The organism is Malikia spinosa, from assembly GCF_002980625.1.
In the GTDB taxonomy this organism is placed as follows: Bacteria; Pseudomonadota; Gammaproteobacteria; order Burkholderiales; family Burkholderiaceae_C; genus Malikia; species Malikia spinosa.
Genome location: NZ_PVLR01000003.1, coordinates 1 through 23,459, shown reverse-complemented (window position 1 = coordinate 23,459; position 23,459 = coordinate 1). Strand labels below are relative to the sequence as shown.

Annotated in this window: 18 protein-coding genes and 1 tRNA gene; 5 read left to right on the top strand and 14 right to left on the bottom strand. The window is 65.4% G+C overall.

Annotated elements, in window-relative coordinates:
* The first annotated feature begins 86 nt into the window (after positions 1–86).
* From C6P61_RS00740 to C6P61_RS00725, 4 genes are read left to right on the top strand one after another with little or no spacing between them, the layout of a single operon-like run.
* Positions 87–575, top strand: a complete 489-nt coding sequence (locus C6P61_RS00740) for a tripartite tricarboxylate transporter TctB family protein (protein WP_105728011.1) — start codon at positions 87–89, stop codon at positions 573–575.
* Positions 576–586: 11 nt separating this feature from the next.
* On the top strand, positions 587–2,101 hold the full coding sequence (locus C6P61_RS00735) for a tripartite tricarboxylate transporter permease (RefSeq protein WP_105728010.1): 1,515 nt from the start codon (positions 587–589) through the stop codon (positions 2,099–2,101).
* Positions 2,102–4,099 carry an ATP-binding protein gene (locus C6P61_RS00730; RefSeq protein WP_105728009.1) on the top strand — a complete coding sequence of 666 codons (1,998 nt, stop codon included), beginning with the start codon at positions 2,102–2,104 and terminating at the stop codon, positions 4,097–4,099.
* An 8-nt stretch (positions 4,100–4,107) separates the two neighbouring features.
* The gene (locus C6P61_RS00725) at positions 4,108–4,731 is read left to right on the top strand and encodes a response regulator transcription factor (RefSeq protein ID WP_244908706.1); all 624 of its coding nucleotides are present in this window, start codon (positions 4,108–4,110) and stop codon (positions 4,729–4,731) included.
* A 28-nt stretch (positions 4,732–4,759) separates the two neighbouring features.
* Here the strand turns inward: C6P61_RS00725 and C6P61_RS00720 are convergent, their stop codons facing one another.
* The 3 genes from C6P61_RS00720 to putA all read right to left on the bottom strand — a co-directional run bounded on the left by C6P61_RS00720 (position 4,760) and on the right by putA (position 9,929).
* Positions 4,760–5,407, bottom strand: a complete 648-nt coding sequence (locus C6P61_RS00720) for a class I SAM-dependent methyltransferase (RefSeq protein WP_105728008.1) — start codon at positions 5,405–5,407, stop codon at positions 4,760–4,762.
* A 122-nt stretch (positions 5,408–5,529) separates the two neighbouring features.
* Positions 5,530–6,129, bottom strand: a complete 600-nt coding sequence (locus tag C6P61_RS00715; protein ID WP_105728007.1) for a hypothetical protein — start codon at positions 6,127–6,129, stop codon at positions 5,530–5,532.
* A gap of 77 nt (positions 6,130–6,206) precedes the next feature.
* Positions 6,207–9,929 (bottom strand): trifunctional transcriptional regulator/proline dehydrogenase/L-glutamate gamma-semialdehyde dehydrogenase, encoded by a 3,723-nt coding sequence (gene putA / locus C6P61_RS00710; RefSeq protein WP_105728006.1) that lies wholly within the window; start codon positions 9,927–9,929, stop codon positions 6,207–6,209.
* Positions 9,930–10,028: 99 nt separating this feature from the next.
* Here putA and C6P61_RS00705 point away from each other — a divergent pair, with 99 nt between their 5' ends.
* Positions 10,029–10,505, top strand: a complete 477-nt coding sequence (locus tag C6P61_RS00705) for an Lrp/AsnC ligand binding domain-containing protein (protein ID WP_105728005.1) — start codon at positions 10,029–10,031, stop codon at positions 10,503–10,505.
* A gap of 48 nt (positions 10,506–10,553) precedes the next feature.
* Here C6P61_RS00705 and C6P61_RS00700 read toward each other — a convergent pair whose 3' ends face one another.
* From C6P61_RS00700 to C6P61_RS00650, 11 genes are all read right to left on the bottom strand, one after another.
* A complete protein-coding gene (locus C6P61_RS00700) occupies positions 10,554–10,898 on the bottom strand; it encodes a RidA family protein (protein WP_105728004.1) in 345 nt (114 codons plus the stop codon).
* Positions 10,899–11,005: 107 nt separating this feature from the next.
* Positions 11,006–15,214, bottom strand: coding sequence for a DNA-directed RNA polymerase subunit beta' (gene rpoC / locus C6P61_RS00695; protein ID WP_105728003.1), 4,209 nt, complete (start codon positions 15,212–15,214; stop codon positions 11,006–11,008).
* A gap of 79 nt (positions 15,215–15,293) precedes the next feature.
* Entirely contained in the window at positions 15,294–19,418 is a 4,125-nt protein-coding gene (gene rpoB / locus C6P61_RS00690) for a DNA-directed RNA polymerase subunit beta (protein ID WP_105728002.1), read from the bottom strand.
* Between the two features lie 278 nt (positions 19,419–19,696).
* Positions 19,697–20,071: a 50S ribosomal protein L7/L12 gene (gene rplL, locus C6P61_RS00685; protein WP_105728001.1), complete on the bottom strand. Its 375-nt coding sequence runs from the start codon at positions 20,069–20,071 to the stop codon at positions 19,697–19,699.
* Between the two features lie 36 nt (positions 20,072–20,107).
* Positions 20,108–20,641, bottom strand: a complete 534-nt coding sequence (rplJ, locus tag C6P61_RS00680; RefSeq protein WP_105728000.1) for a 50S ribosomal protein L10 — start codon at positions 20,639–20,641, stop codon at positions 20,108–20,110.
* Between the two features lie 242 nt (positions 20,642–20,883).
* Positions 20,884–21,579, bottom strand: a complete 696-nt coding sequence (gene rplA, locus C6P61_RS00675; RefSeq protein WP_105727999.1) for a 50S ribosomal protein L1 — start codon at positions 21,577–21,579, stop codon at positions 20,884–20,886.
* 1 nt (position 21,580) lies between these two features.
* Positions 21,581–22,012 carry a 50S ribosomal protein L11 gene (gene rplK / locus C6P61_RS00670; RefSeq protein WP_105727998.1) on the bottom strand — a complete coding sequence of 144 codons (432 nt, stop codon included), beginning with the start codon at positions 22,010–22,012 and terminating at the stop codon, positions 21,581–21,583.
* 191 nt (positions 22,013–22,203) lie between these two features.
* A complete protein-coding gene (gene nusG, locus C6P61_RS00665; RefSeq protein WP_105727997.1) occupies positions 22,204–22,776 on the bottom strand; it encodes a transcription termination/antitermination protein NusG in 573 nt (190 codons plus the stop codon).
* 2 nt (positions 22,777–22,778) lie between these two features.
* Positions 22,779–23,159: a preprotein translocase subunit SecE gene (gene secE, locus C6P61_RS00660; protein ID WP_105727996.1), complete on the bottom strand. Its 381-nt coding sequence runs from the start codon at positions 23,157–23,159 to the stop codon at positions 22,779–22,781.
* A 116-nt stretch (positions 23,160–23,275) separates the two neighbouring features.
* Positions 23,276–23,351: transfer RNA gene (locus C6P61_RS00655), tRNA-Trp, on the bottom strand.
* A gap of 14 nt (positions 23,352–23,365) precedes the next feature.
* A partial coding sequence (locus C6P61_RS00650; protein ID WP_483403485.1) for an EF-Tu C-terminal domain-related protein occupies positions 23,366–23,459 on the bottom strand: 94 nt, incomplete at its 5' end.

Sequence of the window (23,459 nt, the reverse complement as noted above, 5' to 3'; positions counted from 1 at the left end):
TGGCGGCCTAAGTAGCTTCCACAATTCTCCTGTCATGGTGGCTGGTGGACAATGCGGTCACCATAAAAATCATGACAGGAGTACATATGGCGATCAAAAGCCAAAAAGATCTGCTTGCGGGGCTGATGTTCACGCTCACGGGTGCCGCCTTCACGCTGGGCGCCCGTGACTACGACATGGGCACCTCAGGCCGCATGGGACCGGGTTACTTCCCGCTCGTGCTCGGCGTCATCCTGGCGGGGCTCGGCATCCTGATCACCTTGCAGTCCTTCGGCAACAAGCCGCAGCCGGGCGGTGAGATCGGCCATTTCGCCTGGCGGCCGCTGATCTTCATCATCGGCGCCAACCTGATCTTCGGCCTGCTGCTCGGCGGCCTGCCCAGCGTCGGCCTGCCAGCCATGGGCCTGATCGTCGCGATCATCGGCCTGACCTTCGTGTCGATGCTGGCCAGCAAGGACTTCTGCATCAAGCGCGCCATCATGCTGTCGGCCATCCTGACCGTCGGCAGCTATCTCGTATTCGTCAAGATGCTCGGACTGACCTTCCAGGTCTGGCCCTGGTTCGTCGGCGCCTGAAAGGAAACATCATGACGGATCTGATTGATCACCTCTCACTCGGTTTCAGCGTCGCCTTCACGATGCAGAACCTGCTCTACGCGCTGCTCGGCTGCCTGCTCGGCACCCTGATCGGCGTGCTGCCGGGCCTGGGGCCCGTGACCACGATCGCGATGCTGCTGCCGGCGACCTACGCGCTGCCGCCGATTGCCGCGCTGATCATGCTGGCCGGCATCTACTACGGCGCCCAGTACGGCGGCTCGACCACCGCGATCCTGGTCAACCTGCCGGGCGAGGCCTCCTCGGTCGTGACCGCGCTCGACGGCTACCAGATGGCCAAGAAGGGCCGCGCCGGTCCGGCGCTGGCCGCCGCCGGCATCGGCAGCTTCTTCGCCGGCTCGGTCGGTACATTGGTGCTGGCTGCCTTCGCGGTGCCGCTGACCGAGGTCGCCTTCATGTTCGGGCCCGCCGAGTATTTCTCGCTGATGGTGCTGGGCCTGATTGGCGCCGTGGTGCTGGCCTCGGGCTCGCTGCTGAAGGCGATCGCGATGATCATCCTGGGCCTGCTGTTCGGCATGGTCGGCACCGACGTCAACTCGGGCGTGGCACGCTTTTCCTTCGACATCCCCGAGTTGACCGATGGCCTGGGCTTCATCGTGATCGCGATGGGCGTGTTCGGCTACGGCGAGATCATCCAGAACCTGGCCAAGCCGGAAGAGGAACGCGCGCTCAACACCAAGAAGGTCAGCGGCCTGATGCCGACCAAGGCAGACTTCAAGGCCATGATGCCCGCCATCCTGCGCGGCACCGCGCTGGGTTCGGCGCTCGGCATCCTGCCCGGCGGCGGCGCGCTGCTGTCGTCCTTCGCGGCCTACACGATCGAGAAGAAGACCAAGCTCAAGCCGGGCGAAGTGCCGTTCGGCCAGGGCAATATCCGCGGCGTCGCCGCACCCGAGGCCGCCAACAACGCCGGCTCGCAGACCTCCTTCATCCCGCTGCTGACGCTGGGCATCCCGCCCAACGCCGTGATGGCGCTGATGGTCGGTGCGATGACGATCCACAACATCCAGCCCGGCCCGCAGGTCATGACCAGCAACCCGGAGCTGTTCTGGGGCCTGATCGCCTCGATGTGGATCGGCAACCTGATGCTGGTGATCCTGAACCTGCCGCTGGTCGGCCTCTGGATCAAGCTGCTGTCGGTGCCCTACCGCTGGATGTTCCCGGCCATCGTGCTGTTCTGCGCGGTCGGCGTCTACTCGACCAACAACAACACCTTCGACATCTGGACCACCGGCATGTTCGGCGTGATCGGCTACCTGTTCGTCAAGTTCGGCTGCGAGCCCGCACCGCTGCTGCTGGGCCTGATCCTGGGCCCGATGATGGAGGAAAACCTGCGCCGCGCCATGCTGCTGTCGCGTGGCGACTGGGGCGTGTTCGTGTCGCGTCCGATCTCGGCCTCGCTGCTGGCCGTCGCCGCACTGCTGCTGCTGATCGTGCTCTCGCCTTCTATCAAGAAGAAGCGCGAGGAAGCCTTCGTGGAGGAGTGATTGAACTTGTCGCTCGGAGCCGGCCGCTGGTGGCTGTGGTCGGCTCTGTGCGTCCTGCTGCTGCTGCTGCTGGGCGCACTGGTCTTCCTGGCCCGGGCCTATGAGGAAAGTCGGCTGGCACGCGAGCTCGAGCAGGTCGCGGTCGACATGGTCACCGAGATCCGCTCCGACCTGAGCCACAACGTGCAGGCGCTGCAAAGGCTGCAAGCGCCCAGGCCGGACGATGCGGCCTGGCAGCGCGGGGCCACTGCGCTGCTGCTGAGCAACCGCGAGATCCTGCGCATCGAATGGCGCAGCCCCGAGCTGAAGATCCGGCTGGCACAGGCCAGCCCCTTCCTGCCTTTCCTGTTCGACCACATGCCGCGCTCGCAGGTCCAGCCTGATGTCAAGCAGGCCTGTGCCAACGCGCTGCGCTTCGCCGGTCCCGCCTACTCGACCAGCTACTTCCTGCCGCTGCAGGAAGGCCGCGGCCAGGAACTGCTCGAGATGTGCCTGCCCCTGCCCGACGATGGCGGCTTCCTGGTCATGACCTATGGCCTGACTGATCTGCTGGGCGAGCTGCAAGCGCGCGAAGCCTACCGTTCGTTCAGCGTCGCGTTGACCGAATCCGACGGTACCCGGCTGGCCATCGCCGGCCATGCCGCGCGCGACCGCAACACGGTGGAAGCGGTGCATCTGCTGGAGCTGCCCGGCAGCGCCTACACCTTGCGGGTCGACCAGGCACGCGAACTCAAGGGACTCAGGCCCAAGGCGCTGAGCTCGACCCTGACCCTACTGGCCATGGCACTGGTCGGTATGCTCGCGCTGCTGAGCTATGACGTGCGCAAGCGCCTGCAGACCGAAGCCCGGCTCGGCGAGGCACTGGCCTTTCGCAAGGCGATGGAGGACTCGCTGCTGACCGGACTGCGCGCGCGTGACATGAAGGGCCGCATCACCTATGTCAACCCGGCGTTCTGCCAGCTGGTCGGACTGCCGCCGGAGGCCTTGATCGGCACCAGCGATCCAGCCCCCTACTGGCCATCGGACCGGGTCGAGGAATACCTGCAGCGCCAGACCAGCCGCCAGGCCGGCCAGCCGCTGCCGCGCCAGGGCTTCGAATCGGAATACCTGCGCTCCGACGGCACCCGCCTGCCGGTGCTGATCGTCGAGGCCCCGCTGATCAACGGCATCGGCAAGCAGACCGGCTGGATGAGCGCGGTGCTAGACCTGAGCGCGCAGCGCAAGATCGAGGAGCAGTCGCGCACCTCGCAGGAACGGCTGGCCGCAACCGCCCGGCTGGCAATGGCGGGCGAGATGGCGTCGCTGATCAGCCACGAGCTGAATCAGCCGCTAGCGGCGATCTCGAGCTACGCCAACGGCTCGCTCAACCTGCTGCAGGACCCGGACCAGGACAGCGCCGACCTGCGGCAGGAACTCGAGGAAGCGATGCGGCGCATCGCGACCCAGGCCGAGCGCGCCGGCAAGGTCATCAAAAGCGTCAGCGACCTGGTGCGTCGGCGCGAGCGCGAGCGCAGCGCCGTGGCGCCGCAGCTGCTGTTCGACGGCATCGCACCGCTGGTGCAGCTGCAGGCGCGCAAGGTCGGCATCGAGGTGCAGTGGGACATTGCACCCGGCTGCCCGCCGGTCTGGTGCGACTCGACCATGGTCGAGCAGGTGCTGCTGAACCTGGTGCGCAACGGCTTGCAGGCCATGCCGGCGGGCGATCCGCCGCCGGCCTCGGGCCTGCGCACCTTGCAGCTGCGGGCAGCGCCGGCGCCCACGCAGGCCGGCAGCGGACGGCAATGGGTCTCGTTCAGCGTGACCGACCATGGCAGCGGCCTGTCGGACGAGGTGGCGCAGCGCCTGTTCACGCCCTTCTTCACGACCAAGCGCGAGGGCATGGGCCTGGGGCTGAGCCTGTGCCGCACCGTGGTCGAGCAGCATGGCGGAGCGCTGGGCTACGCGCGCCACTCGCCGCGCGGCACCCGGTTCAGCTTCACCTTGCCGGCCGCCCTATGATGCGGGGCATGACGAGAGACGGCACGGTATTCCTGATCGACGACGACGACGCGGTACGCGACTCGCTGGGCTGGCTGCTGCGCACGCGCCGCCTGCTCAGCATCCCCTACGCCAGTGCCGATGCCTTCTGGGCCGAAGCCCAGGGCTGGACCGGAGGTCCGTCCTCGCCCTGCTGCGCGCTGCTCGACCTGCGCATGCCGGGCATGAGCGGGCTGGCGCTGTTCGAGCACCTGCGCGAGCAGCCCTGGTTCGCCCAGATGCCGGTGATCTTCCTGTCCGGCCATGCCGATGTGCCGACCGCGGTCGACGCAGTGCTGCGTGGCGCCTTCGACTTCTGCGAAAAACCCTTCTCGGACAACGCGCTGGTGGCCCGGGTCGAATGCGCGCTGGAGCAATCGGCCGAACGGCTGAGCCAGCGCAAGCGCAGCCAAGAGCTGCAGCAACGGATTGCCGGCCTGACCGAGCGCGAGCAGGCCGTCATGCAGTGGATTGCCTCCGGCATGCCGAACAAGCTGGTGGCCGACCAGCTCGGGATCAGCGTGCGCACGGTCGAAGTCCACCGCGCCCGCATCTTCGACAAGATGGGAGTCCGGTCGGTGGTCGACCTGGTCAGGCTGCTGCACCAGAGCTGAAGCCGGGCAGCACCCCGGCCGGGGCCGGCTAGGGCATGCGACCGCTGGCCAGGTAGAGCGCCCCGCCGCACAGGGGCTCGACCGTCAGCCGGGCGCCGCGCAGCGCGAGTCCAGCCCAGGGCATGTCGAGCCCGGCCAAGGTCGTGACCGACTGGACCGCATTCCACCAGACCAGCGGATTGAGCATGCCGTACAGCGGCGGCGCCCACTTGAGCCCGCTGACCGCCAGCCGCGCACCGGGCGCCAGATGCGACAGCACATGGTCGAGCGCCGCCGGTGTCTGCAGGATGTCGTGGGTGAAGTGGAACAGCGCCGCGTCGGCCCGAGCCGGCAGGCTCGCCTGCTGGACCGGACTGCAGACCAGCTCAACCTGGCTCCAGCCGCCGCGCTCGACGCGCTGGCGCGCCTGCTCGAGCATCTCGGGGCTCTGGTCGATCGCGATCACCCGGCCCTCGGGTCCGACCGCCTGCTGCAGCAGATCCAGGCTCATGCCGGAGCCGCAGCCGATGTCGAGCACGATCTGGCCGCGCTGCAGGCCCAGGCGCTCGACCGCACAGCGGCGGATCGCCTCGTAGGGCGCGAGCTGCCAGTCGTAATAGCCACAGCGCGCCCGATACAGCGCCAGGGCGGCGGCCTCATCGGCCTGGCCCGCTCCGGGTAGTGCAAAGTCCCTCATCCGCTCCCCTTGTTGTAATGGGCACCTCCGCCAGACGGAGGCAGGCCGCCGGACCAGTGTAGGCGGCCGACAACAGGGGGGCAAGCAGCCAGGAGGCCCTGGGATACGCGGGCTGACCGGACTCAGGTGCCGACGATCTGGCCGTAGCCCTCGCGCGTCGCCGCGCCGACCGACTGCAGGACCTGGTCGTGACGGGTCTTGTGGCGTGCCAGCAGCCGCGCGCTGGCGACCGGACGCGAACGGCAGAACCAGTGGCAGCTGTGCTGCAGCAGCAGCATCTCGGCCAGCAGGGTGTAGGCACGATCCTGCGGCGAGCGCGCCAACTCCTGGCTCGCCGCCGCGGCCAGTCCGCGCGCATGCAGCGCCAGCAGCTGACGGAAATCGAAGCTGGTCTGCGGCCACCAACGGGTGGCGTAAGGCAGGGGAATGCGACTGACGCTGGTTTGGGCAGCGTCGAGGCGGGCGAAATCGTTCGCCAGCCGGCCGACCTGGTCGGCCAGCGCCAGCTCGCTGGCACCATGCTGCTGCCACAGCGACTGGCGACGCTCGGGATCGGACTCGGCCAGCGCGCGCTGGTAGCCCTCGGTCAGGCGCTCCATCAGCGGCTCGATCTGGTAGCGGCGCAGTTGCTCGGCCAGCAAGGCGATGCGCTGGCGCTGCTCGCGAGTGCGCAACTGGAAAAGGAAAAAGGCGGCCAGGGCCGCCAACAGGTAAAGGTTCATGGGTCTGTGCAGTGCGGTCGAGCGCACTGTACCACCGCCGGCCTGTCAAGGACAGCCGGCCGGACCAGGCGCTGCGTTCAGGCCAGCGTCATCAGACTGGCATTGCCGCCGGCCGCTGCGGTGTTGACGCTGACCGAGCGCTCGATCACCAGCCGCTCCAGCACCAGCTCGGACTCGCCATCGGCCAGGCTCTGGATGCCGACGATGGCGCCCGGACGTCGGGCCAGGACGGCACAGACCTCGCGCAGCTCGGCGGCATCACCATGGTGCAGCACCGCATCGAAATGCACCAGCGGCGACTGCCAGTCCTCGGCCAACGCGATCTGCTCGCGCACGAGCGGCGGCAGGCTTTCGCGCAGCGGGGCCGCAGCGGCCGGCCAGACTGCCCGGCTACCGACCGCCAGCGTGGCAGCCAGCTGCAACAGGCGGTCGGATTCCTGGCGGGCCAGGCTCAGCGTCGCCTCGCGCGCCAGCAGCTGATAGCTGTTGCGCTCGCCGGTCGGGCCGGCCAGCAGGACCGTGACACCGCTACGCGACTGCAGCGCGAAGCGGTCGCAGGCGGCAACCAGTGCGCTGCGACGACCGGTCTGCGCCCACTGGTACAAGGCCTGCAATGCCGGCCTGACCGCAGGCCGCTCGGCGCCGCCCGAGAAGTCCACGCCGCGCGCCATCGCGTCGGCCGGATGCTGCGCCAGCAACCGGTACAGGTAGAGCGGACCGCCGGCCTTGGGGCCGGTGCCCGACAGGCCTTCGCCACCGAAGGGCTGGACACCGACCACGGCACCGACCAGGTTGCGGTTCACGTACAGGTTGCCGGCATGGACCGATTCGGTCACGCGCGCGATGGTCTCGTCGATCCGGGTGTGGATACCGAAGGTCAGGCCATAGCCGGTCGCGTTGATCTGCTCGATCAAGGCACCGAGCTCGCGGCGCTGGTAGCGCAACACATGCAGCACCGGGCCGAAGATCTCGCGCTTGAGCTCGCCGATGCGCTCGAGCTCGATCAGCGTCGGCACGATGAAGCTGCCCTGGGCGGTCGCGCCTGCGGCCTGGCGGGCCTGCTGGAACACCGGACGGCCGTTGGCACGCATGGCGTCGATGTGGCGCGCGATGCCGTCGCGCGCCTCGGCGTCGATCACCGGGCCGATGTCGACCTGAAGCGCGTCGGGTGATCCCAGCTGCTGCTCGGCCATCGCGCCCTTGAGCATCTCGATCACGCGGTCGGCGATCTCCTCCTGCAGGCACAGCACGCGCAGCGCCGAGCAGCGCTGGCCGGCGCTGTCGAAGGCCGACGACACCACGTCGTTGACGACCTGCTCGGTCAGGGCCGAGGAATCGACGATCATGCAGTTCTGGCCACCGGTCTCGGCGATCAGCGGCACCGGCTTGCCGGTCGGGCTGAGCCGCTGTGCCAGGGTGGCCTGCAGCAGGCGTGCCACCTCGGTCGAGCCGGTGAACATCACGCCCTGGACCCGGGCATCGGCCACCAGCTGCGCGCCGACGCTCGAGCCGGAACCCGGCACCAGCTGAACCGCGGCGCGCGGCACGCCGGCCTGCCACAACAGCTCGACGGCGTAGTGGGCGACGATCGGGGTCTGCTCGGCCGGCTTGGCCAGCACGGTGTTGCCGGCAGCCAGCGCGGCAGCGACCTGGCCGGTGAAGATGGCAAGCGGGAAGTTCCAGGGGCTGATGCAGACTACCGGGCCCAGCGGCAGATGCGTGTCGTGGTGGAAATCGGCGCGCACCTGGGCCGCGTAGTAGCGCAGGAAGTCGATCGCCTCGCGCACCTCGGCGATCGCGTTGGCAGCGGTCTTGCCGGCCTCGCGGATCAGCAGTCCGATCAGGGTCTGGAGCTCGCCCTGCATCAGGTCGGCGGCACGATCGAGCAAGGCGGCGCGATCGACCGCAGCGGTCGCGGCCCAGTCCGGGAAGCAGGCCTGCGCGTGGCCGATAGCTGCCTCGACCTCAGCGGGGGTCGCCGAGCGCACGCTGCCGACCCGATCAGCATGATTGGCCGGGTTCAGCACCAGCTCGGCCGGCAGCTTGTCGGCGCCATCGAACGCCAGCAGCGGCGTCACGTCCCAGGACTGCTGGCAGGTACGGCGCACCGCATCGCTCAGTGCAGCCAGCGTGGTCTCGTTAGAGAGGTCCAGGCCGGCGGAGTTGACACGCTGCGCGCCATACAGTGCTTGCGGCAGCGGGATGCCCGGATGCGGCAGGCCGACAGCGCCTTCATCGGCGGCCCAGCGCTCGACGGTTGCGACCGGGTCCTCGACCAGGGTCTCGATCGCGATGCTGGGGTCGGCGATCCGGTTCACGAACGAGGTGTTGGCGCCGTTCTCGAGCAGGCGGCGCACCAGGTAGGCCAGCAGCGTCTCGTGGGTGCCGACCGGCGCGTAGATGCGGCAGGGCCGGCCGAGCTTGCCGTCGCTGGTCTTGCCGACCACCTGCTCGTAGAGCGGCTCGCCCATGCCGTGCAGACACTGGAACTCGTACTGGGTCGGGGTGTAGCTATCGGGACCGGCCATCTGGTAGATGGCGGCCAGGCTGTGCGCGTTGTGGGTCGCGAACTGCGGATAGACCGCCTCGGGCGCCGCCAGCAGCTTGCTGGCGCAGGCCAGATAGGAGACATCGGTATAGGCCTTGCGGGTGTAGACCGGATAGCCATCCTGGCCGTCGAGCTGGGCGCGCTTGATCTCGCTGTCCCAGTAGGCGCCCTTGACCAGGCGGATCATCAGGCGGTGGCCGCTGCGGCGCGCCAGGTCGATGCAGTAATCGATCACATGGGGGCAGCGCTTCTGGTAGGCCTGGATCACGAAGCCGATGCCGTTGAAGCCCTTGAGCTCGGGCGCAAAGCACAGTTGTTCGAGCAGGTCGAGCGAGAGTTCGAGCCGGTCGGTCTCCTCGGCATCGATGTTGAGGCCGATGTCGTACTGTCGGGCCAGCAGGGTCAGCTTGAGCAGCACCGGATAGAGCTCGGCCATGACGCGGCGGTATTGCGCGCGGCTGTAGCGCGGGTGCAGAGCCGACAGCTTGATCGAGATGCCGGCGCCGTCGTAGATCCCCTTGCCGGCCGCGGCCTGGCCGATCGCATGGATGGCGGCCTCGTAGGACGCCAGGTAGCGCTCGGCGTCCTCAGCCGTCAGCGCGGCCTCGCCCAGCATGTCGTAGGAATAGCGGAAACCCTGCGCTTCCAGGTCGCGGGCGTGCTCGAGTGCCAGCCCGATGGTCTCGCCGGTCACGAACTGCTGGCCCATCATGCGCATCGCCATGTCGACGCCCTTGCGGATCAGCGGCTCGCCGCCCTTGCGGATCAATCCGCCCAGGGTGCTGCCCAGACCGCGCTCGCTGTGGGTGCTGACCAGCTTGCCGGTGATCAGCAAGCCCCAGGAAGCGGCGTTGACGAACAGCGAGGGGCTTTGCCCCAGATGCGGCGTCCAGTCACCGTGCGAGATCTTGTCGCGGATCAGCGCGTCGCGGGTGGCGGCATCGGGGATGCGCAGCAGCGCCTCGGCCAGGCACATCAGCGCCACCCCCTCCTGCGAGGACAGCGCATATTCCTGCAGCAATCCCTGGACGATGCCGGCACGGCCGCCTTCGCTCTTGCGCTCGCGCAACTGGCGCGCGATGCGCTGGGCCAGTGCCTGTGCGGCATCGGCCTGCGTCTTGGGCAACCGGGCCTGGGTCAGCAGGTCGGCCACTGCCTCGGGCTCGGGCTGGCGGTAGGCGGCGGTGATGGCGGCACGCAGCGGCTCGCGCTGCAGGGGGCCATCGACGAAGGAGGTGAAGGCTGGGCTCATGGTCGGCGTCTCGGAAATGCGTGAATGACGCGATCATGCCGAAGCAGCCGAAAAATTAATCATCGTATTTGACCCAGATGACCGAATAAAATTCGGCGCATGACGCCCTCCCATGCCGAACTCGACCGCATCGACCTGCGCATCCTGAAGATCCTGCAAGATGACGGCCGCCTCAGCAACCTCAAGCTGGCCGAGCAGGTCCTGCTGTCGCCGGCCGCCGTGCTGGCCAGGGTACAGCGCCTGACGCGCGAAGGCTATATCCTGGGCTACGAGGCCAGGCTCAATCCGCTCAAGCTCGGCGCCGGCCTGCTGGTCTTCGTCGAGGTGCTGCTCGACCGCACCACGCCCAATGTGTTCGACCAGTTCAAGGCGGCGGTGCAGGTGCGGCCCGAGATCATGGAATGCCACATGGTCGCGGGTGGCTTCGACTACCTGCTCAAGACCCGCAGCGCCGACATGAACGCCTACCGCGCCTTTGCCGGCTCGGTGCTGTGGCAGCTGCCCGGCGTGCGCGAGACCCGCACCTACGCGGTGATGGAAGAGGTCAAGCACTCGACCCACCTGAACCTGGGCTGAGCGCCAAGGCGGCCAGCGCCCAGGGCCAGGCCGACCTGACCAGCCGCGTCAGCAGGCGGCCGTGACAACGACCTCGATCTTCCAGTCCGGCTTGGCCAGCGCGGCCTGCACGGTCGCGCGCGGCGGCGCATGGCCGGCAGCCACCCAGGCATCCCAGGCCTGGTTCATGCTGGCGAAATCGGCCAGATCGGCCAGATAGATCTGCGCCATCAGGATCCGGCTCTTGTCGCTGCCGGCGCGCGCCAGCAGCGCATCGATCGCCGCCAGCACCTGGGCGGTCTGGCCCCGGATGTCCTGGCTGGCATCTTCCGGCACCTGGCCGGCCAGGTAGGCAACACCGTTGTGAACCGCCATCTCGGACAGACGGGCGCCGACATCGAAACGTTGAATCATGGGAACTCCTTGTTGATCATGAAAAAACCCCGGCGGGCGGGTGCCGGCCGGGGTTTTGCAGCTTGGCAGGACAGGACTGGCGCCCTGCCCCATCAACGCTCAGCGCCTCACTCGGCCGCGGCGTCGCTGGCTTCGGACTGGTCGTTCGCCAGTGCAGCGGCATCGGCCTCGGCGATCGAACGGCGCTCTTCGTCGTCCATCTGCTCCTTGGCACGACGGGCATCGTGGAAGGCCATGCCGGTACCGGCCGGGATCAGACGACCCACGATCACGTTTTCCTTCAGGCCACGCAGCTCGTCGCGCTTGCCCATGATGGCCGCTTCGGTCAGCACGCGGGTGGTTTCCTGGAAGGAAGCCGCCGAGATGAACGAGTCGGTCGACAGCGAGGCCTTGGTGATACCGAGCAGCACGTTGCTGTAGGTCGCCGGGGTCTTGCCTTCGGCGCGCAGCGCGTCGTTGGTGTTGAGGATCTCGGAGCGCTCGATCTGCTCGCCCGCGATGTAGCTCGAGTCACCGGTGTTGTCCACCACGACCCGACGCAGCATCTGGCGCACGATCACTTCGATGTGCTTGTCGTTGATCTTCACGCCCTGGAGTCGGTAGACGTCCTGGACTTCGTCAACGATGTAGCGCGACAGTTCCTCGATGCCCAGCAGGCGCAGGATGTCCTGCGGATCGGCCGGACCGTCGACGATGCTTTCGCCCTTGTTGACCACCTGGCCTTCGTGCACCAGGATGTTCTTTTCCTTCGGGATCAGCTCGTCCCAGATCTTGCCTTCCGGATCGGTGATCTGCAGGCGGACCTTGCCCTTGGTTTCCTTGCCGAACGACACGGTACCGGTGATCTCGGCCAGCATGCCCTTGTCCTTCGGGCTGCGGGCTTCGAACAGCTCGGCCACGCGCGGCAGACCGCCGGTGATGTCGCGGGTCTTCTGGCCTTCGACCGGAATACGCGCCAGCACCTCGCCGGGGCCCACGTCCTGGCCGTCACGGACCTGGATCAGCGCGCCGACCTGGAAGCCGATCGTCACCGAGTGGTCGGTGCCGGGGATCTTGACCTCATGGCCATTGGCATCGATCAGCTTGACCTGCGGACGCACGACCTTGGCCGAGCCGCGACGCTTCGGATCGATCACCACCAGGGTGCTCAGGCCCGTCACGTCGTCGACCTGCTTGGCCACCGTCAGGCCCTCTTCCACGTTCTCGAACTTCGCCACACCGGCGAATTCCGTGATGATGGGTCGGGTCAGCGGGTCCCAGTTGGCCAGGATGGTGCCGGCCTTGATAGCCTGGTCGGCCTTGATCGTCAGGATGGCGCCGTACGGCACCTTGTGACGCTCACGCTCGCGGCCCAGGTCGTCCTGGATCACGATTTCGCCCGAACGCGAAATCACCACCAGCTCGCCCTTGGTGTTGGTCACGTAGCGCATCGTCGCGTTGAACGCGATGTTGCCGCTCGACTTGGCCTCGACGCTCGAAGCGACCGCTGCACGCGACGCCGCACCACCGATGTGGAAGGTACGCATGGTCAGCTGGGTGCCCGGCTCGCCGATCGACTGCGCGGCGATCACACCGACCGCTTCGCCGACGTTGACCAGGCCGCCACGACCCAGGTCGCGGCCATAGCAGCGCGCGCACAGGCCGAAACGGGTTTCACAGGTCAGCGCGGTGCGCACGCGCACCTCGTCGACACCGGTGGCCTCGATCAGGTCGATCGCGTCCTCGTCCAGCATCTGGCCGGCCGGGAACAGCAGCTGCTGGTTCTCCGGGTTCAGCACTTCCTCGGCCGTGGTGCGGCCCAGGATACGCTCGCGCAGCGACTCGATCACTTCGCCGCCCTCGACGATGGCGCGCATCAGCGTGCCATTGACGGTGCCGCAATCGTTCTCGATCACGACCAGATCCTGCGTCACGTCGACCAGACGACGGGTCAGGTAACCCGAGTTCGCGGTCTTGAGCGCGGTATCGGCCAGGCCCTTACGTGCGCCGTGGGTCGAAATGAAGTACTGCAGCACGTTCAGACCTTCACGGAAGTTCGCCGTGATCGGGGTCTCGATGATCGAGCCATCCGGCTTGGCCATCAGGCCGCGCATGCCGGAGAGCTGACGGATCTGGGCGGCGGAACCCCGCGCGCCCGAGTCGGCCATCATGTAGATCGAGTTGAACGATTCCTGGTCGACTTCATTGCCGGCGCGGTCGATGGTCTTCTGCTTGCGCAGGTTGTCCATCATGACCTTGGAGATGTCGTCACCAGCCTTGCCCCAGATGTCCACCACCTTGTTGTAGCGCTCGCCCGAGGTCACCAGACCCGAGGAGTACTGCTGGGCGATTTCCTTCACCTCGGCTTCGGCGCGCGCGATGATGCCGGGCTTCTCGGCCGGCACCAGCATGTCGTCGATCGCGATCGAGATGCCGGCGCGGGTCGCCAGGCGGAAACCGTTCTGCAGCAGCTTGTCGGCGAAGACAACGGTGTCCTTCAGGCCGCACTTGCGGAAGGAGGTGTTGATCAGCTTGCTGATTTCCTTCTTCTTCAAGGCCTTGTTGATGTTCTCGAACGCCAGGCCCTTGGGCAGGATTTCGGACAGCAGGGCACGGCCAGCGGTGGTGTCGACCAGCTTGGTCTCCGGCACGAATTCGCCAGTGTCCTTGTCCTTGACCCACTCGACCAGACGCACGCTGATGCGGGCCGTCAGCTCGACCACGCCGGCGTCGAGCGCGCGCTGGATCTCGGCGACGTCGGTGAAGTACATGCCTTCGCCCTTGCCGTTGATGCGCTCACGGGTCGTGTAGTACAGACCCAGCACCACGTCTTGCGACGGCACGATCGACGGTTCGCCCGAAGCCGGGAACAGCACGTTGTTCGAAGACAGCATCAGGGTGCGGGCTTCGATCTGCGCTTCCACCGACAGCGGGACGTGGACGGCCATCTGGTCACCGTCGAAGTCGGCGTTGAAGGCCGAGCAGACGAGCGGGTGCAGCTGGATCGCCTTGCCTTCGATCAGGATCGGCTCGAAGGCCTGGATGCCCAGGCGGTGCAGCGTCGGCGCACGGTTCAGCAGCACCGGGTGTTCGCGAATCACATCCTCGAGGATGTCCCACACCACCGGCGTGCCGGCTTCGACTTCCTTCTTCGCGGCCTTGATGGTGGTCGCGATGCCCATGTTCTCGAGACGGGCGAAGATGAAGGGCTTGAACAGCTCGAGCGCCATCAGCTTGGGCAGGCCGCACTGGTGCAGCTTCAAGGTCGGGCCCACGGTGATGACCGAACGACCCGAGTAGTCCACCCGCTTGCCGAGCAAGTTCTGACGGAAACGACCGGATTTACCCTTGATCATGTCAGCCAGCGACTTCAGCGCACGCTTGTTGGCGCCGGTCATGGCCTTGCCGCGGCGGCCGTTGTCGAGCAGCGAGTCGACGGCTTCCTGCAGCATGCGCTTTTCGTTGCGCGCAATGATTTCCGGTGCCTTCAGCTCGAGCAGGCGCTTGAGACGGCTGTTGCGGTTGATGACGCGGCGGTACAGGTCGTTCAAGTCGGAGGTCGCGAAGCGGCCGCCGTCCAGCGGAACGAGCGGACGCAGGTCCGGCGGCAGCACCGGCAGCACTTCGAGCACCATCCACTCGGGCTTGATGCCGGACTTCTTGAACGCTTCGAGCACCTTCAGGCGCTTGGCGTTCTTCTTGACCTTGAGCTCGGAGCCGGTCAGATCGTTGCGCAGGCGCTCGATCTCGGACTCGATGTCGATCGACTCCAGCAGGTCCTTGATGCCCTCGGCACCCATCTTGGCGACGAACTCGTCACCGTATTCCTTGACCTTGGCGTCATAGTCGTCCTCGGTCATGATGCTGAACTTCTTCAGCGGGGTCATGCCCGGGTCGACCACCACATAGGCTTCGAAATACAGCACGCGTTCGATGTCGCGCAGCGTCATGTCGAGCACCATGCCCAGACGGCTCGGCAGCGACTTCAGGAACCAGATATGGGCGCAAGGCGCGGCCAGATCGATGTGGCCCATGCGCTCGCGGCGCACCTTGGTCTGGGTGACTTCGACGCCGCACTTCTCGCAGATCACGCCGCGATGCTTGAGGCGCTTGTACTTGCCGCACAGGCACTCGTAGTCCTTGATGGGGCCGAAGATCTTGGCGCAGAACAGGCCGTCACGCTCAGGCTTGAAGGTGCGGTAGTTGATGGTCTCGGGCTTCTTGACTTCACCGAAGGACCAGGAACGGATCTTTTCCGGCGAAGCCAGACCGATGCGGATCGCATCGAAATGCTCGTCGGGCGTGAACTGCTTGAACAGGTCGAGCAAGGATTTCATGTGAATTTTTCCTTAAATTCTTTGGGGACAGAGCGGCTGGCTGTGCCTGGCTGCCCTGTCCCGCCAGCTTCCTTGGTGATCAGGAACGGTCCAGCTCGATGTCGATACCGAGCGAACGGATTTCCTTGACCAGCACGTTGAACGATTCCGGCATGCCGGCATCGATCGCGTGCTCGCCCTTGACGATGGACTCGTACACCTTGGTGCGGCCCTGCACGTCGTCGGACTTGACGGTCAGCATTTCCTGCAGGATGTAGGAGGCACCGTAGGCTTCCAGCGCCCAGACTTCCATCTCACCGAAGCGCTGGCCACCGAACTGCGCCTTACCACCCAGCGGCTGCTGCGTGACGAGCGAGTACGGGCCGGTCGAACGCGCGTGCATCTTGTCGTCGACCAGGTGGTGCAGCTTCAGGTAGTGCATGTAGCCGACGGTCGTGACGCGCTCGAAAGCGTCGCCGGTGCGGCCGTCATACAGCTGGGCCTGGGTACGGGTCGCGGTCAGGCCCTTGGCCTTGGCGATGTCGTCCGGGTAGGCCAGCTGCAGCATGTCCATGATCTCCTTCTCGGAGGCACCATCGAACACCGGCGAGGCAAACGGCACGCCGCTGGTCAGCTCCTGCGCCATGGAACGGATCTCGCCGTCGCTCAGCGCGGCCAGGTCTTCCTTGCGGCCGGTGCCGTTGTAGATCTGCTCCATGAAGCCACGCAGCTCGGTGGTCGCGGCCTCGCGCTGCAGCATGTCGCCGATGCGCTGGCCCAGACCCTTGCCGGCCCAGCCCAGGTGGACCTCGAGCACCTGACCGATGTTCATGCGCGACGGCACGCCCAGCGGGTTCAGCACGATGTCGACCGGGGTACCGTCGGCCAGGTGCGGCATGTCCTCGACCGGGGTGATCTTGGAGACCACACCCTTGTTGCCGTGACGGCCGGCCATCTTGTCGCCCGGTTGCAGGCGGCGCTTGACGGCCAGGTAGACCTTGACCATCTTCAGCACGCCAGCGGGCAGCTCGTCGCCCTGGGTCAGCTTCTTGCGCTTTTCCTCGAAAGCCAGGTCGAAGCTGTGACGGGTCTGCTCCATCGAGTTCTTCATCGACTCGAGCTGGGCCGCGACGGCCTCGTCAGCCGGGCGGATGTCGAACCAGTGGAAGCGCTCGACATCGGCCAGATAGGCCTTGTCGATGGTCGCGCCCTTGGCCAGCTTCTTCGGGCCGCCGTTGGCGACCTTGCCGACCAGCAGCTTCTCGATCCGGTCGAAGGCGTCGGCCTCGACGATACGCAGCTGGTCGTTCAGGTCGAGGCGGAAGCGCTTGAGCTCATCGTCGATGATCTGCTGGGCGCGCTTGTCGCGCTGGATGCCTTCGCGGGTGAAGACCTGGACGTCGATCACGGTGCCTTGCGAGCCCTGGTCCACGCGCAGCGAGGTGTCCTTCACGTCGGAAGCCTTCTCGCCGAAGATCGCGCGCAGCAGCTTCTCTTCCGGCGTCAGCGTGGTCTCGCCCTTCGGCGTGACCTTGCCGACCAGCACATCGCCCGGCAGCACTTCAGCGCCGACGTAGATGATGCCCGACTCGTCCAGGCGGTTGAGCTGCTGCTCGGCCAGGTTCGGGATGTCGCGGGTGATTTCCTCGGCGCCCAGCTTGGTGTCGCGCGCCATCACCACCAGTTCCTCGATGTGGATCGAGGTGTAGCGGTCCTCGGCCACGACACGCTCCGAGATCAGGATCGAGTCCTCGAAGTTGTAGCCGTTCCAGGGCATGAAGGCGATCAGCATGTTCTGGCCGATCGAAATCTCGCCCAGATCGGTCGAAGCGCCGTCAGCAATCACGTCACCCTTGGCCAGCTTGTCGCCGACCTTGACGATCGGACGCTGATGGATGTTGGTGTTCTGGTTCGAACGCTGATACTTGATCAGGTTGTAGATGTCGACGCCGACTTCGCCAGCGACAGCCTCGGCGTCATGGACGCGGATCACGATCCGGGTCGCGTCGACATAGTCAACCACACCACCACGGGTCGCGGTCACGACGGTGCCGGAGTCGACCGCGGCGACGCGCTCGATGCCGGTGCCGACCATCGGCTTTTCCGGACGCAGCACCGGCACGGCCTGGCGCGACATGTTGGCGCCCATCAGCGCGCGGTTCGCGTCGTCGTGCTCGAGGAAGGGCACCAGCGAGGCAGCGACCGACACGATCTGCGCCGGCGACACGTCCATGTACTGGACCGTCTCGGGCGGAGTCAGGATCGATTCGCCCTTCTCACGTGCCGACACCAGTTCCTCGACCAGCTGGCCGCTGGCGTCGAGCGCCGCGTTGGCCTGGGCGATCACGTACTTGCCCTCTTCGATCGCGGACAGGTAGTCGATCTCGCTCGTGACCTTGCCGTCGATGACGCGGCGGTACGGGGTCTCGATGAAGCCGTACTCGTTCAGGCGCGCATACAGGGCCAGCGAGTTGATCAGGCCGATGTTCGGACCTTCAGGCGTTTCGATCGGGCAGACGCGGCCGTAATGGGTCACGTGCACGTCGCGCACCTCGAAGCCGGCGCGTTCGCGGGTCAGACCGCCCGGGCCAAGGGCCGACACGCGGCGCTTGTGGGTGATCTCGGCCAGCGGGTTGGTCTGGTCCATGAACTGCGACAGCTGCGACGCACCGAAGAACTCCTTCAGGGCCGCGGAAATCGGCTTGGAGTTGATCAGGTCGTGCGGCATCAGCGGCTCTTGCTCAGCCTGACCCAGACGCTCCTTGACCGCCTTCTCGATCCGGGCCAGGCCGGTGCGGTACTGGTTCTCGGCCAGTTCGCCGACGCAACGCACGCGGCGGTTGCCCAGGTGGTCGATGTCGTCGACTTCGCCCTTGCCGTTGCGCAGGTTGACCAGCAGCTTGACGACCGCCAGGATGTCCTCGTTCGACAGCACCATGGCGCCGGTCGACTCGTCACGCCCGATGCGGGCGTTGAACTTCATGCGGCCCACGCGCGACAGGTCGTAGGTGTCCGGGTTGTAGAACAGGCGGTGGAACAGGGCCTGGACCGCGTCTTCGGTCGGCGGCTCGCCAGGACGCATCATGCGGTAGATCGCGACGCGGGCCGCGAACTCGTCGCTGGTCTCGTCGGTGCGCAGGGTCTGGCTGATGTAGGCGCCCTGGTCCAGCTCGTTGGTGTAGATGCAGGCCAGTTCCTGGATGCCGGAGCTGCGCAGCTTCTTGAGCAGGGTCTCGGTCAGTTCCTCGTTGGCCTTGGCGATGATCTCGCCGGTGTCGGGGTCAACGATGTTCTTGGCCACGACGCGGCCGAGCAGGAACTCTTCGGGCACGCTGACATGGGTGGTGCCCGACTGCTCGAGCTCGCGGGTGTGACGCGCAGTGATGCGCTTGTCCTTGGCGACGACGACCTGGCCCGACTTGTCGGTGATGTCGAAGCGCGCGACCTCGCCCTTGAGGCGATCGGCCACATAGGCCATCTGCGCGCCGCTGTCCATCAGACGGAAATGATCGTTGACGAAGAAGTTCGCCAGGATCGATTCCGGATTCAGGCCGATCGCCTTCAGCAGGATCGACACCGGCATCTTGCGGCGGCGGTCAACGCGGAAGTACAGCAGGTCCTTGGGGTCGAACTCGAAGTCGAGCCAGGAGCCACGGTAGGGAATGATGCGGGCGCTGAACAGCAGCTTGCCCGAGCTGTGCGTCTTGCCCTTGTCGTGCTCGAAGAACACGCCCGGCGAACGATGCAGCTGCGAGACGATCACGCGCTCGGTGCCGTTGATGATGAAGGAGCCCTTCTCGGTCATCAGGGGCACTTCGCCCATGTAGACCTCTTGCTCCTTGACTTCCTTGACGACCTTGGACTGGCTGGTCGAGGACTCGCGGTCATAGATGATCAACTGCACGCGAGCGCGCACGGCCGAGGCAAAGGTCAGACCGCGGGTCTGGCACTCGCGCACGTCGAACGCCGGCTTGGCCAGGTTGTACTCGACGAACTTCATCTCGACATAGCCGTTGTGCGAGACGATCGGGAAGGCCGACTCGAACGCAGCCTGCAGGCCTTCTGGCGCGCGCTTCTTGGGCGCGACGTCAGCTTGCAGGAAGGCGGTGTAGGCATCCTTCTGCATTTGCAGCAGATAGGGAATCGCCAAGACGTTTTCGCGAGTGCCAAAGCTCTTGCGGATGCGCTTGCGTTCGGTGTAAGAATATTGGGAAGCAGGGGCCATGAGATCTCCGGACATGAGGTCTGCGGCGACTGTCTAGTGGGCGGCGTAGGAGTACAGGCCTAGCACCCGGTCTTGGCGGCTGGCCTCTACCAGCCCATGGCGGACGGCCTGTGCCTTGCACACAGGCCCGAACCAAGTCGTCTTCTGCAGTCGGGGTCAGAAGACACTGGAAAGCGGACTGCCGGGCAATCCGCTTTTCAGCGTTTTCGAGAGCAACGCCGAAAGGCAGGTTTCGCAACCTGCCTTTGTAACCGATTTGGGGCAAAGCCCCAAATGAATTACTTGATTTCAGCCTTGGCGCCAGCTTCGATCAGCTTCTTGACGGCAGCTTCAGCGTCAGCCTTCGGCAGCGCTTCCTTGACGTTCTTCGGAGCGCCGTCGACCAGGTCCTTGGCTTCCTTCAGACCCAGGCCGGTGATTTCACGCACGGCCTTGATGACGCCAACCTTCTGGGCGCCAGCTTCGAGCAGAACGACGTTGAATTCGGTCTTCTCTTCAGCAGCAGCAGCAGCGCCGCCGCCAGCAGCGGCCGGAGCAGCCATGGCTGCAGCGGACACGCCAAACTTCTCTTCGATGGCCTTGACCAGTTCGTTGAGTTCCATGACGCTCATGCTGTCCAGAGCGGTCAAAAATGCGTCTTTGTCGAATGCCATTTTGATTTCCTAAAACTAGTTGGATTCCAGCACGCCTTAAGCGGGCTGCGCCTCGGCCGGAGCTTCTGCTTCGGCAGGCTGCGCTGCACCACGCTGCTCGGCCAGAGCGGCCAGAACGCGTGCGGTGCGCGAGATCGGGGATTGCATCAAGCCCAGCAACTGAGCCAGCAGCACTTCCTTCGAAGGGATGCTTGCCAGTTGCTTAACGCCGTTCGCGTCCAGCGACTTGCCGGCATAGACACCACCGCGAATAACCATCTTGTCGTTGGTTTTCGCGAAGTCAGCCACCACCTTGGCGGCGGCAACTGCGTCTTCCGAGAAGCCGTAGATCAGCGGACCGGTCATCTGGTCGATGCCTGCCTCGAAGCCGGTACCGGCCACAGCACGGCGGGCCAGGGTGTTCTTCAGAACACTCAGGCTCACACCTTGGCTGCGGGCAGCAACGCGCAACTGGGTCAGGGCAGCGACCGTGATGCCGCGGTATTCCGCCATCACGAGCGTTTGAGCTTTAGCTGCGAGTGCCGACACCTCATCGATGACGACTTGCTTCTCACTGCGATTCAGACTCAAGGTCTACTCCTTAAAAAGCACGGTCGGGTCACCCCTTCCATGCACCTTCTTGCAGCGATCAACCGTTTCAGGACTTATCCATCTGCGGCGGGATCGCCATCTGCGCTGGCTCTGATTAAGTGGCCCGGCCTTGCGGCCCGACCACGCCAGCGGTCTTGGATGGCCTCGGGTGACTTGCGCCGCCCGAGCCCACCAGTTTGGCGCTCCGGCCTGGGCCGGAACACCGAATCTTCAATTCGCGATCAGACCGCGATGGATGCGACTTCGACGCGCACGCCCACACCCATGGTGGACGAGACAGCGACCTTGCGCAGGTACTGGCCCTTGGACGAAGCCGGCTTGGCCTTGTTCAGAGCGTCCAGCAGTGCTGCCAGGTTGCCCTGCAGCTGCTCGGCGCCGAACGAGCGACGACCGATGGTGCCGTGGATGATGCCGGCCTTGTCGACGCGGAACTGGACCTGACCAGCCTTGGCGTTCTTGACAGCGGTGGCGACGTCCGGGGTCACGGTGCCGACCTTCGGGTTCGGCATCAGACCGCGCGGGCCCAGGATCTGACCCAGGGTACCGACGATGCGCATCGCGTCCGGGGAAGCGATCACGACGTCGAAGTCCATCTTGCCAGCCTTGATGTCGGCGGCCAGATCGTCGAAACCGACGATGTCGGCACCAGCGGCCTTGGCTTCTTCAGCCTTGGCACCCTGGGCGAACACGGCGACGCGCTTGGTCTTGCCGGTGCCGTTGGGCATCACGACGGCGCCACGAACGACCTGGTCCGACTTCTTGGCGTCAACGCCCAGTTGCACGGCGACGTCGATCGACTCGTCGAACTTGGCGTTGGCGAATTCCTTGACCAGTGCCAGCGCGTCAGCGATGGGGTACAGCTTGGTCGATTCGATCTTGCCTTCTTGGGCTTTTTGCTTCTTGGTCAGTTTGGCCATGTCACACGCCCTCCACAATCACGCCCATCGAACGGGCAGAACCAGCCAGGGTCTTGATCGCGCCTTCGATGTCGGCAGCGTTCATGTCCTTGAGCTTGGTCTTGGCGATCTCTTCCAGCTGAGCGCGGGTGATCTTGCCGACCTTGGCGCTGTTCGGAGTCGAAGAACCCTTGTCCAGCTTGATGGCCTTCTTGATGAGGGTCGTCGCCGGCGGGGTCTTGATGATGAAGGTGAAGCTCTTGTCCGCATAGGCGGTGATCACCACCGGCAGCGGCAGACCCGGCTCAACGCCTTGGGTCTGGGCGTTGAACGCCTTGCAGAACTCCATGATGTTCAGGCCGCGCTGACCCAGCGCCGGACCGATCGGGGGAGAGGGGTTGGCCTTGCCAGCTGGGACTTGCAGCTTGACGAAGCCGACGATTTTTTTCGCCATTTTGAGCTCCTGCGAGTCCAATCGGCCCTTGCCCCACGGCAACGGCCTCCTCGCTGACAGGTTCCGAAAGTATTGCAGCTGGCGTCGGAACGAAGCCACCAGTGCAAACGCCGACGCACAGCAGCACGTCGGCGAAAAGCATTAGATTTTATGCCGCCCAACCTGCGGGGTCAAGCATTTTTTACGTCAGCTCAGGTCTTTTCGATCTGGTTGAACTCGAGCTCGACCGGAGTCGCACGACCGAAGATCGTGACCGAGACGCGCACCTTGTTCTTCTCGTAGTTGACTTCCTCGACGGTGCCGTTGAAGTCGGTGAACGGACCTTCCTTGACGCGCACATATTCGCCGGTGAGGAACTCGACCTTGTGGCGCGGCTTGTCGGAGCCTTCCTGCATCTGGCTGACGATCTTCTGGACATCTTCTTCCGAGATCGGTGCCGGACGGTTCTTGGCACCGCCGACGAAGCCAGTCACCTTGCCGGTGTTCTTGACCAGATGCCAGGTCTCGTCGTCCATGACCATTTCCACCAGCACATAGCCAGGGAAGAACTTGCGTTCGGTGGTGCGCTTGACGCCGTTCTTGACTTCGACGACCTCTTCGGTCGGCACCAGGATGCGACCAAACTTGTCCTGCATGCCGGCGCGCTGGACGCGCTCAAGGATGTTGCGCTCGGCAGCCTTTTCCATGCCGGAATAGGCGTGCACGACATACCAGCGCATACCCTCTGCGGGAGCGGCATTCATGGTGGCAGCTTGTTCGTTCATTCTTATCTCCAACCCAGCACGAGGTCGTAAAGCACCCATTCGAGTGTCTTGTCGGTCAGCCACAGGAACAGGGCCATCACGAACACGAAGGCAAACACATAGGCCGTCATCTGAGTTGCCTCACGACGCGTCGGCCAGACCACCTTCTTGACTTCTTTCCAGGAATCGCGGCCATAGGCCTGCAACCGCTTGCCCGGCTCGGAAACCGCGAACACAGCCACAGCCGCGGCCAGCGCGACCAGCAGGACCGCCCACTGCGCCAGGGCACCCTGGGCAGACAGCAGGTAGAAGCCCACGAAGCCAAGCACCAGCAGAGCAACAGAGCCGGCGAGCTTGGCTTTGTCGGCGCCGGAACCAACGGTTTCTACATCAGTTGTGGCCATGAATTTGCACTCGTGAATTATGCGCTTGAAAAAACACCAGCCCACCGGAATCTTGCGACTCGGGCGGGCTTTCGGTTACCACTCGGAAGCGGGCGATAAAACTTGCCCGGATCAGGTGGCAGGGGCAGAGGGAATCGAACCCCCAACCTTCGGTTTTGGAGACCGACGCTCTGCCAATTGAGCTATACCCCTACGCTGATTCAAAATCAGTCGATGATCTTGGCAACGACGCCGGCGCCGACGGTACGGCCGCCTTCGCGGATGGCGAAGCGCAGACCTTCTTCCATGGCGATCGGGGCG

Coding starts and splice junctions, on each gene's coding strand:
- C6P61_RS00740 (WP_105728011.1), top strand. CDS start 87: ATGGCGATCAAAAGCCAAAAAGATCTGCTTGCGGGGCTGATGTTCACG.
- C6P61_RS00735 (WP_105728010.1), top strand. CDS start 587: ATGACGGATCTGATTGATCACCTCTCACTCGGTTTCAGCGTCGCCTTC.
- C6P61_RS00725 (WP_244908706.1), top strand. CDS start 4,108: ATGACGAGAGACGGCACGGTATTCCTGATCGACGACGACGACGCGGTA.
- C6P61_RS00720 (WP_105728008.1), bottom strand. CDS start 5,407: ATGAGGGACTTTGCACTACCCGGAGCGGGCCAGGCCGATGAGGCCGCC.
- C6P61_RS00715 (WP_105728007.1), bottom strand. CDS start 6,129: ATGAACCTTTACCTGTTGGCGGCCCTGGCCGCCTTTTTCCTTTTCCAG.
- putA (WP_105728006.1), bottom strand. CDS start 9,929: ATGAGCCCAGCCTTCACCTCCTTCGTCGATGGCCCCCTGCAGCGCGAG.
- C6P61_RS00705 (WP_105728005.1), top strand. CDS start 10,029: ATGACGCCCTCCCATGCCGAACTCGACCGCATCGACCTGCGCATCCTG.
- C6P61_RS00700 (WP_105728004.1), bottom strand. CDS start 10,898: ATGATTCAACGTTTCGATGTCGGCGCCCGTCTGTCCGAGATGGCGGTT.
- rpoC (WP_105728003.1), bottom strand. CDS start 15,214: ATGAAATCCTTGCTCGACCTGTTCAAGCAGTTCACGCCCGACGAGCAT.
- rpoB (WP_105728002.1), bottom strand. CDS start 19,418: ATGGCCCCTGCTTCCCAATATTCTTACACCGAACGCAAGCGCATCCGC.
- rplL (WP_105728001.1), bottom strand. CDS start 20,071: ATGGCATTCGACAAAGACGCATTTTTGACCGCTCTGGACAGCATGAGC.
- rplA (WP_105727999.1), bottom strand. CDS start 21,579: ATGGCCAAACTGACCAAGAAGCAAAAAGCCCAAGAAGGCAAGATCGAA.
- rplK (WP_105727998.1), bottom strand. CDS start 22,012: ATGGCGAAAAAAATCGTCGGCTTCGTCAAGCTGCAAGTCCCAGCTGGC.
- nusG (WP_105727997.1), bottom strand. CDS start 22,776: ATGAACGAACAAGCTGCCACCATGAATGCCGCTCCCGCAGAGGGTATG.
- secE (WP_105727996.1), bottom strand. CDS start 23,159: ATGGCCACAACTGATGTAGAAACCGTTGGTTCCGGCGCCGACAAAGCC.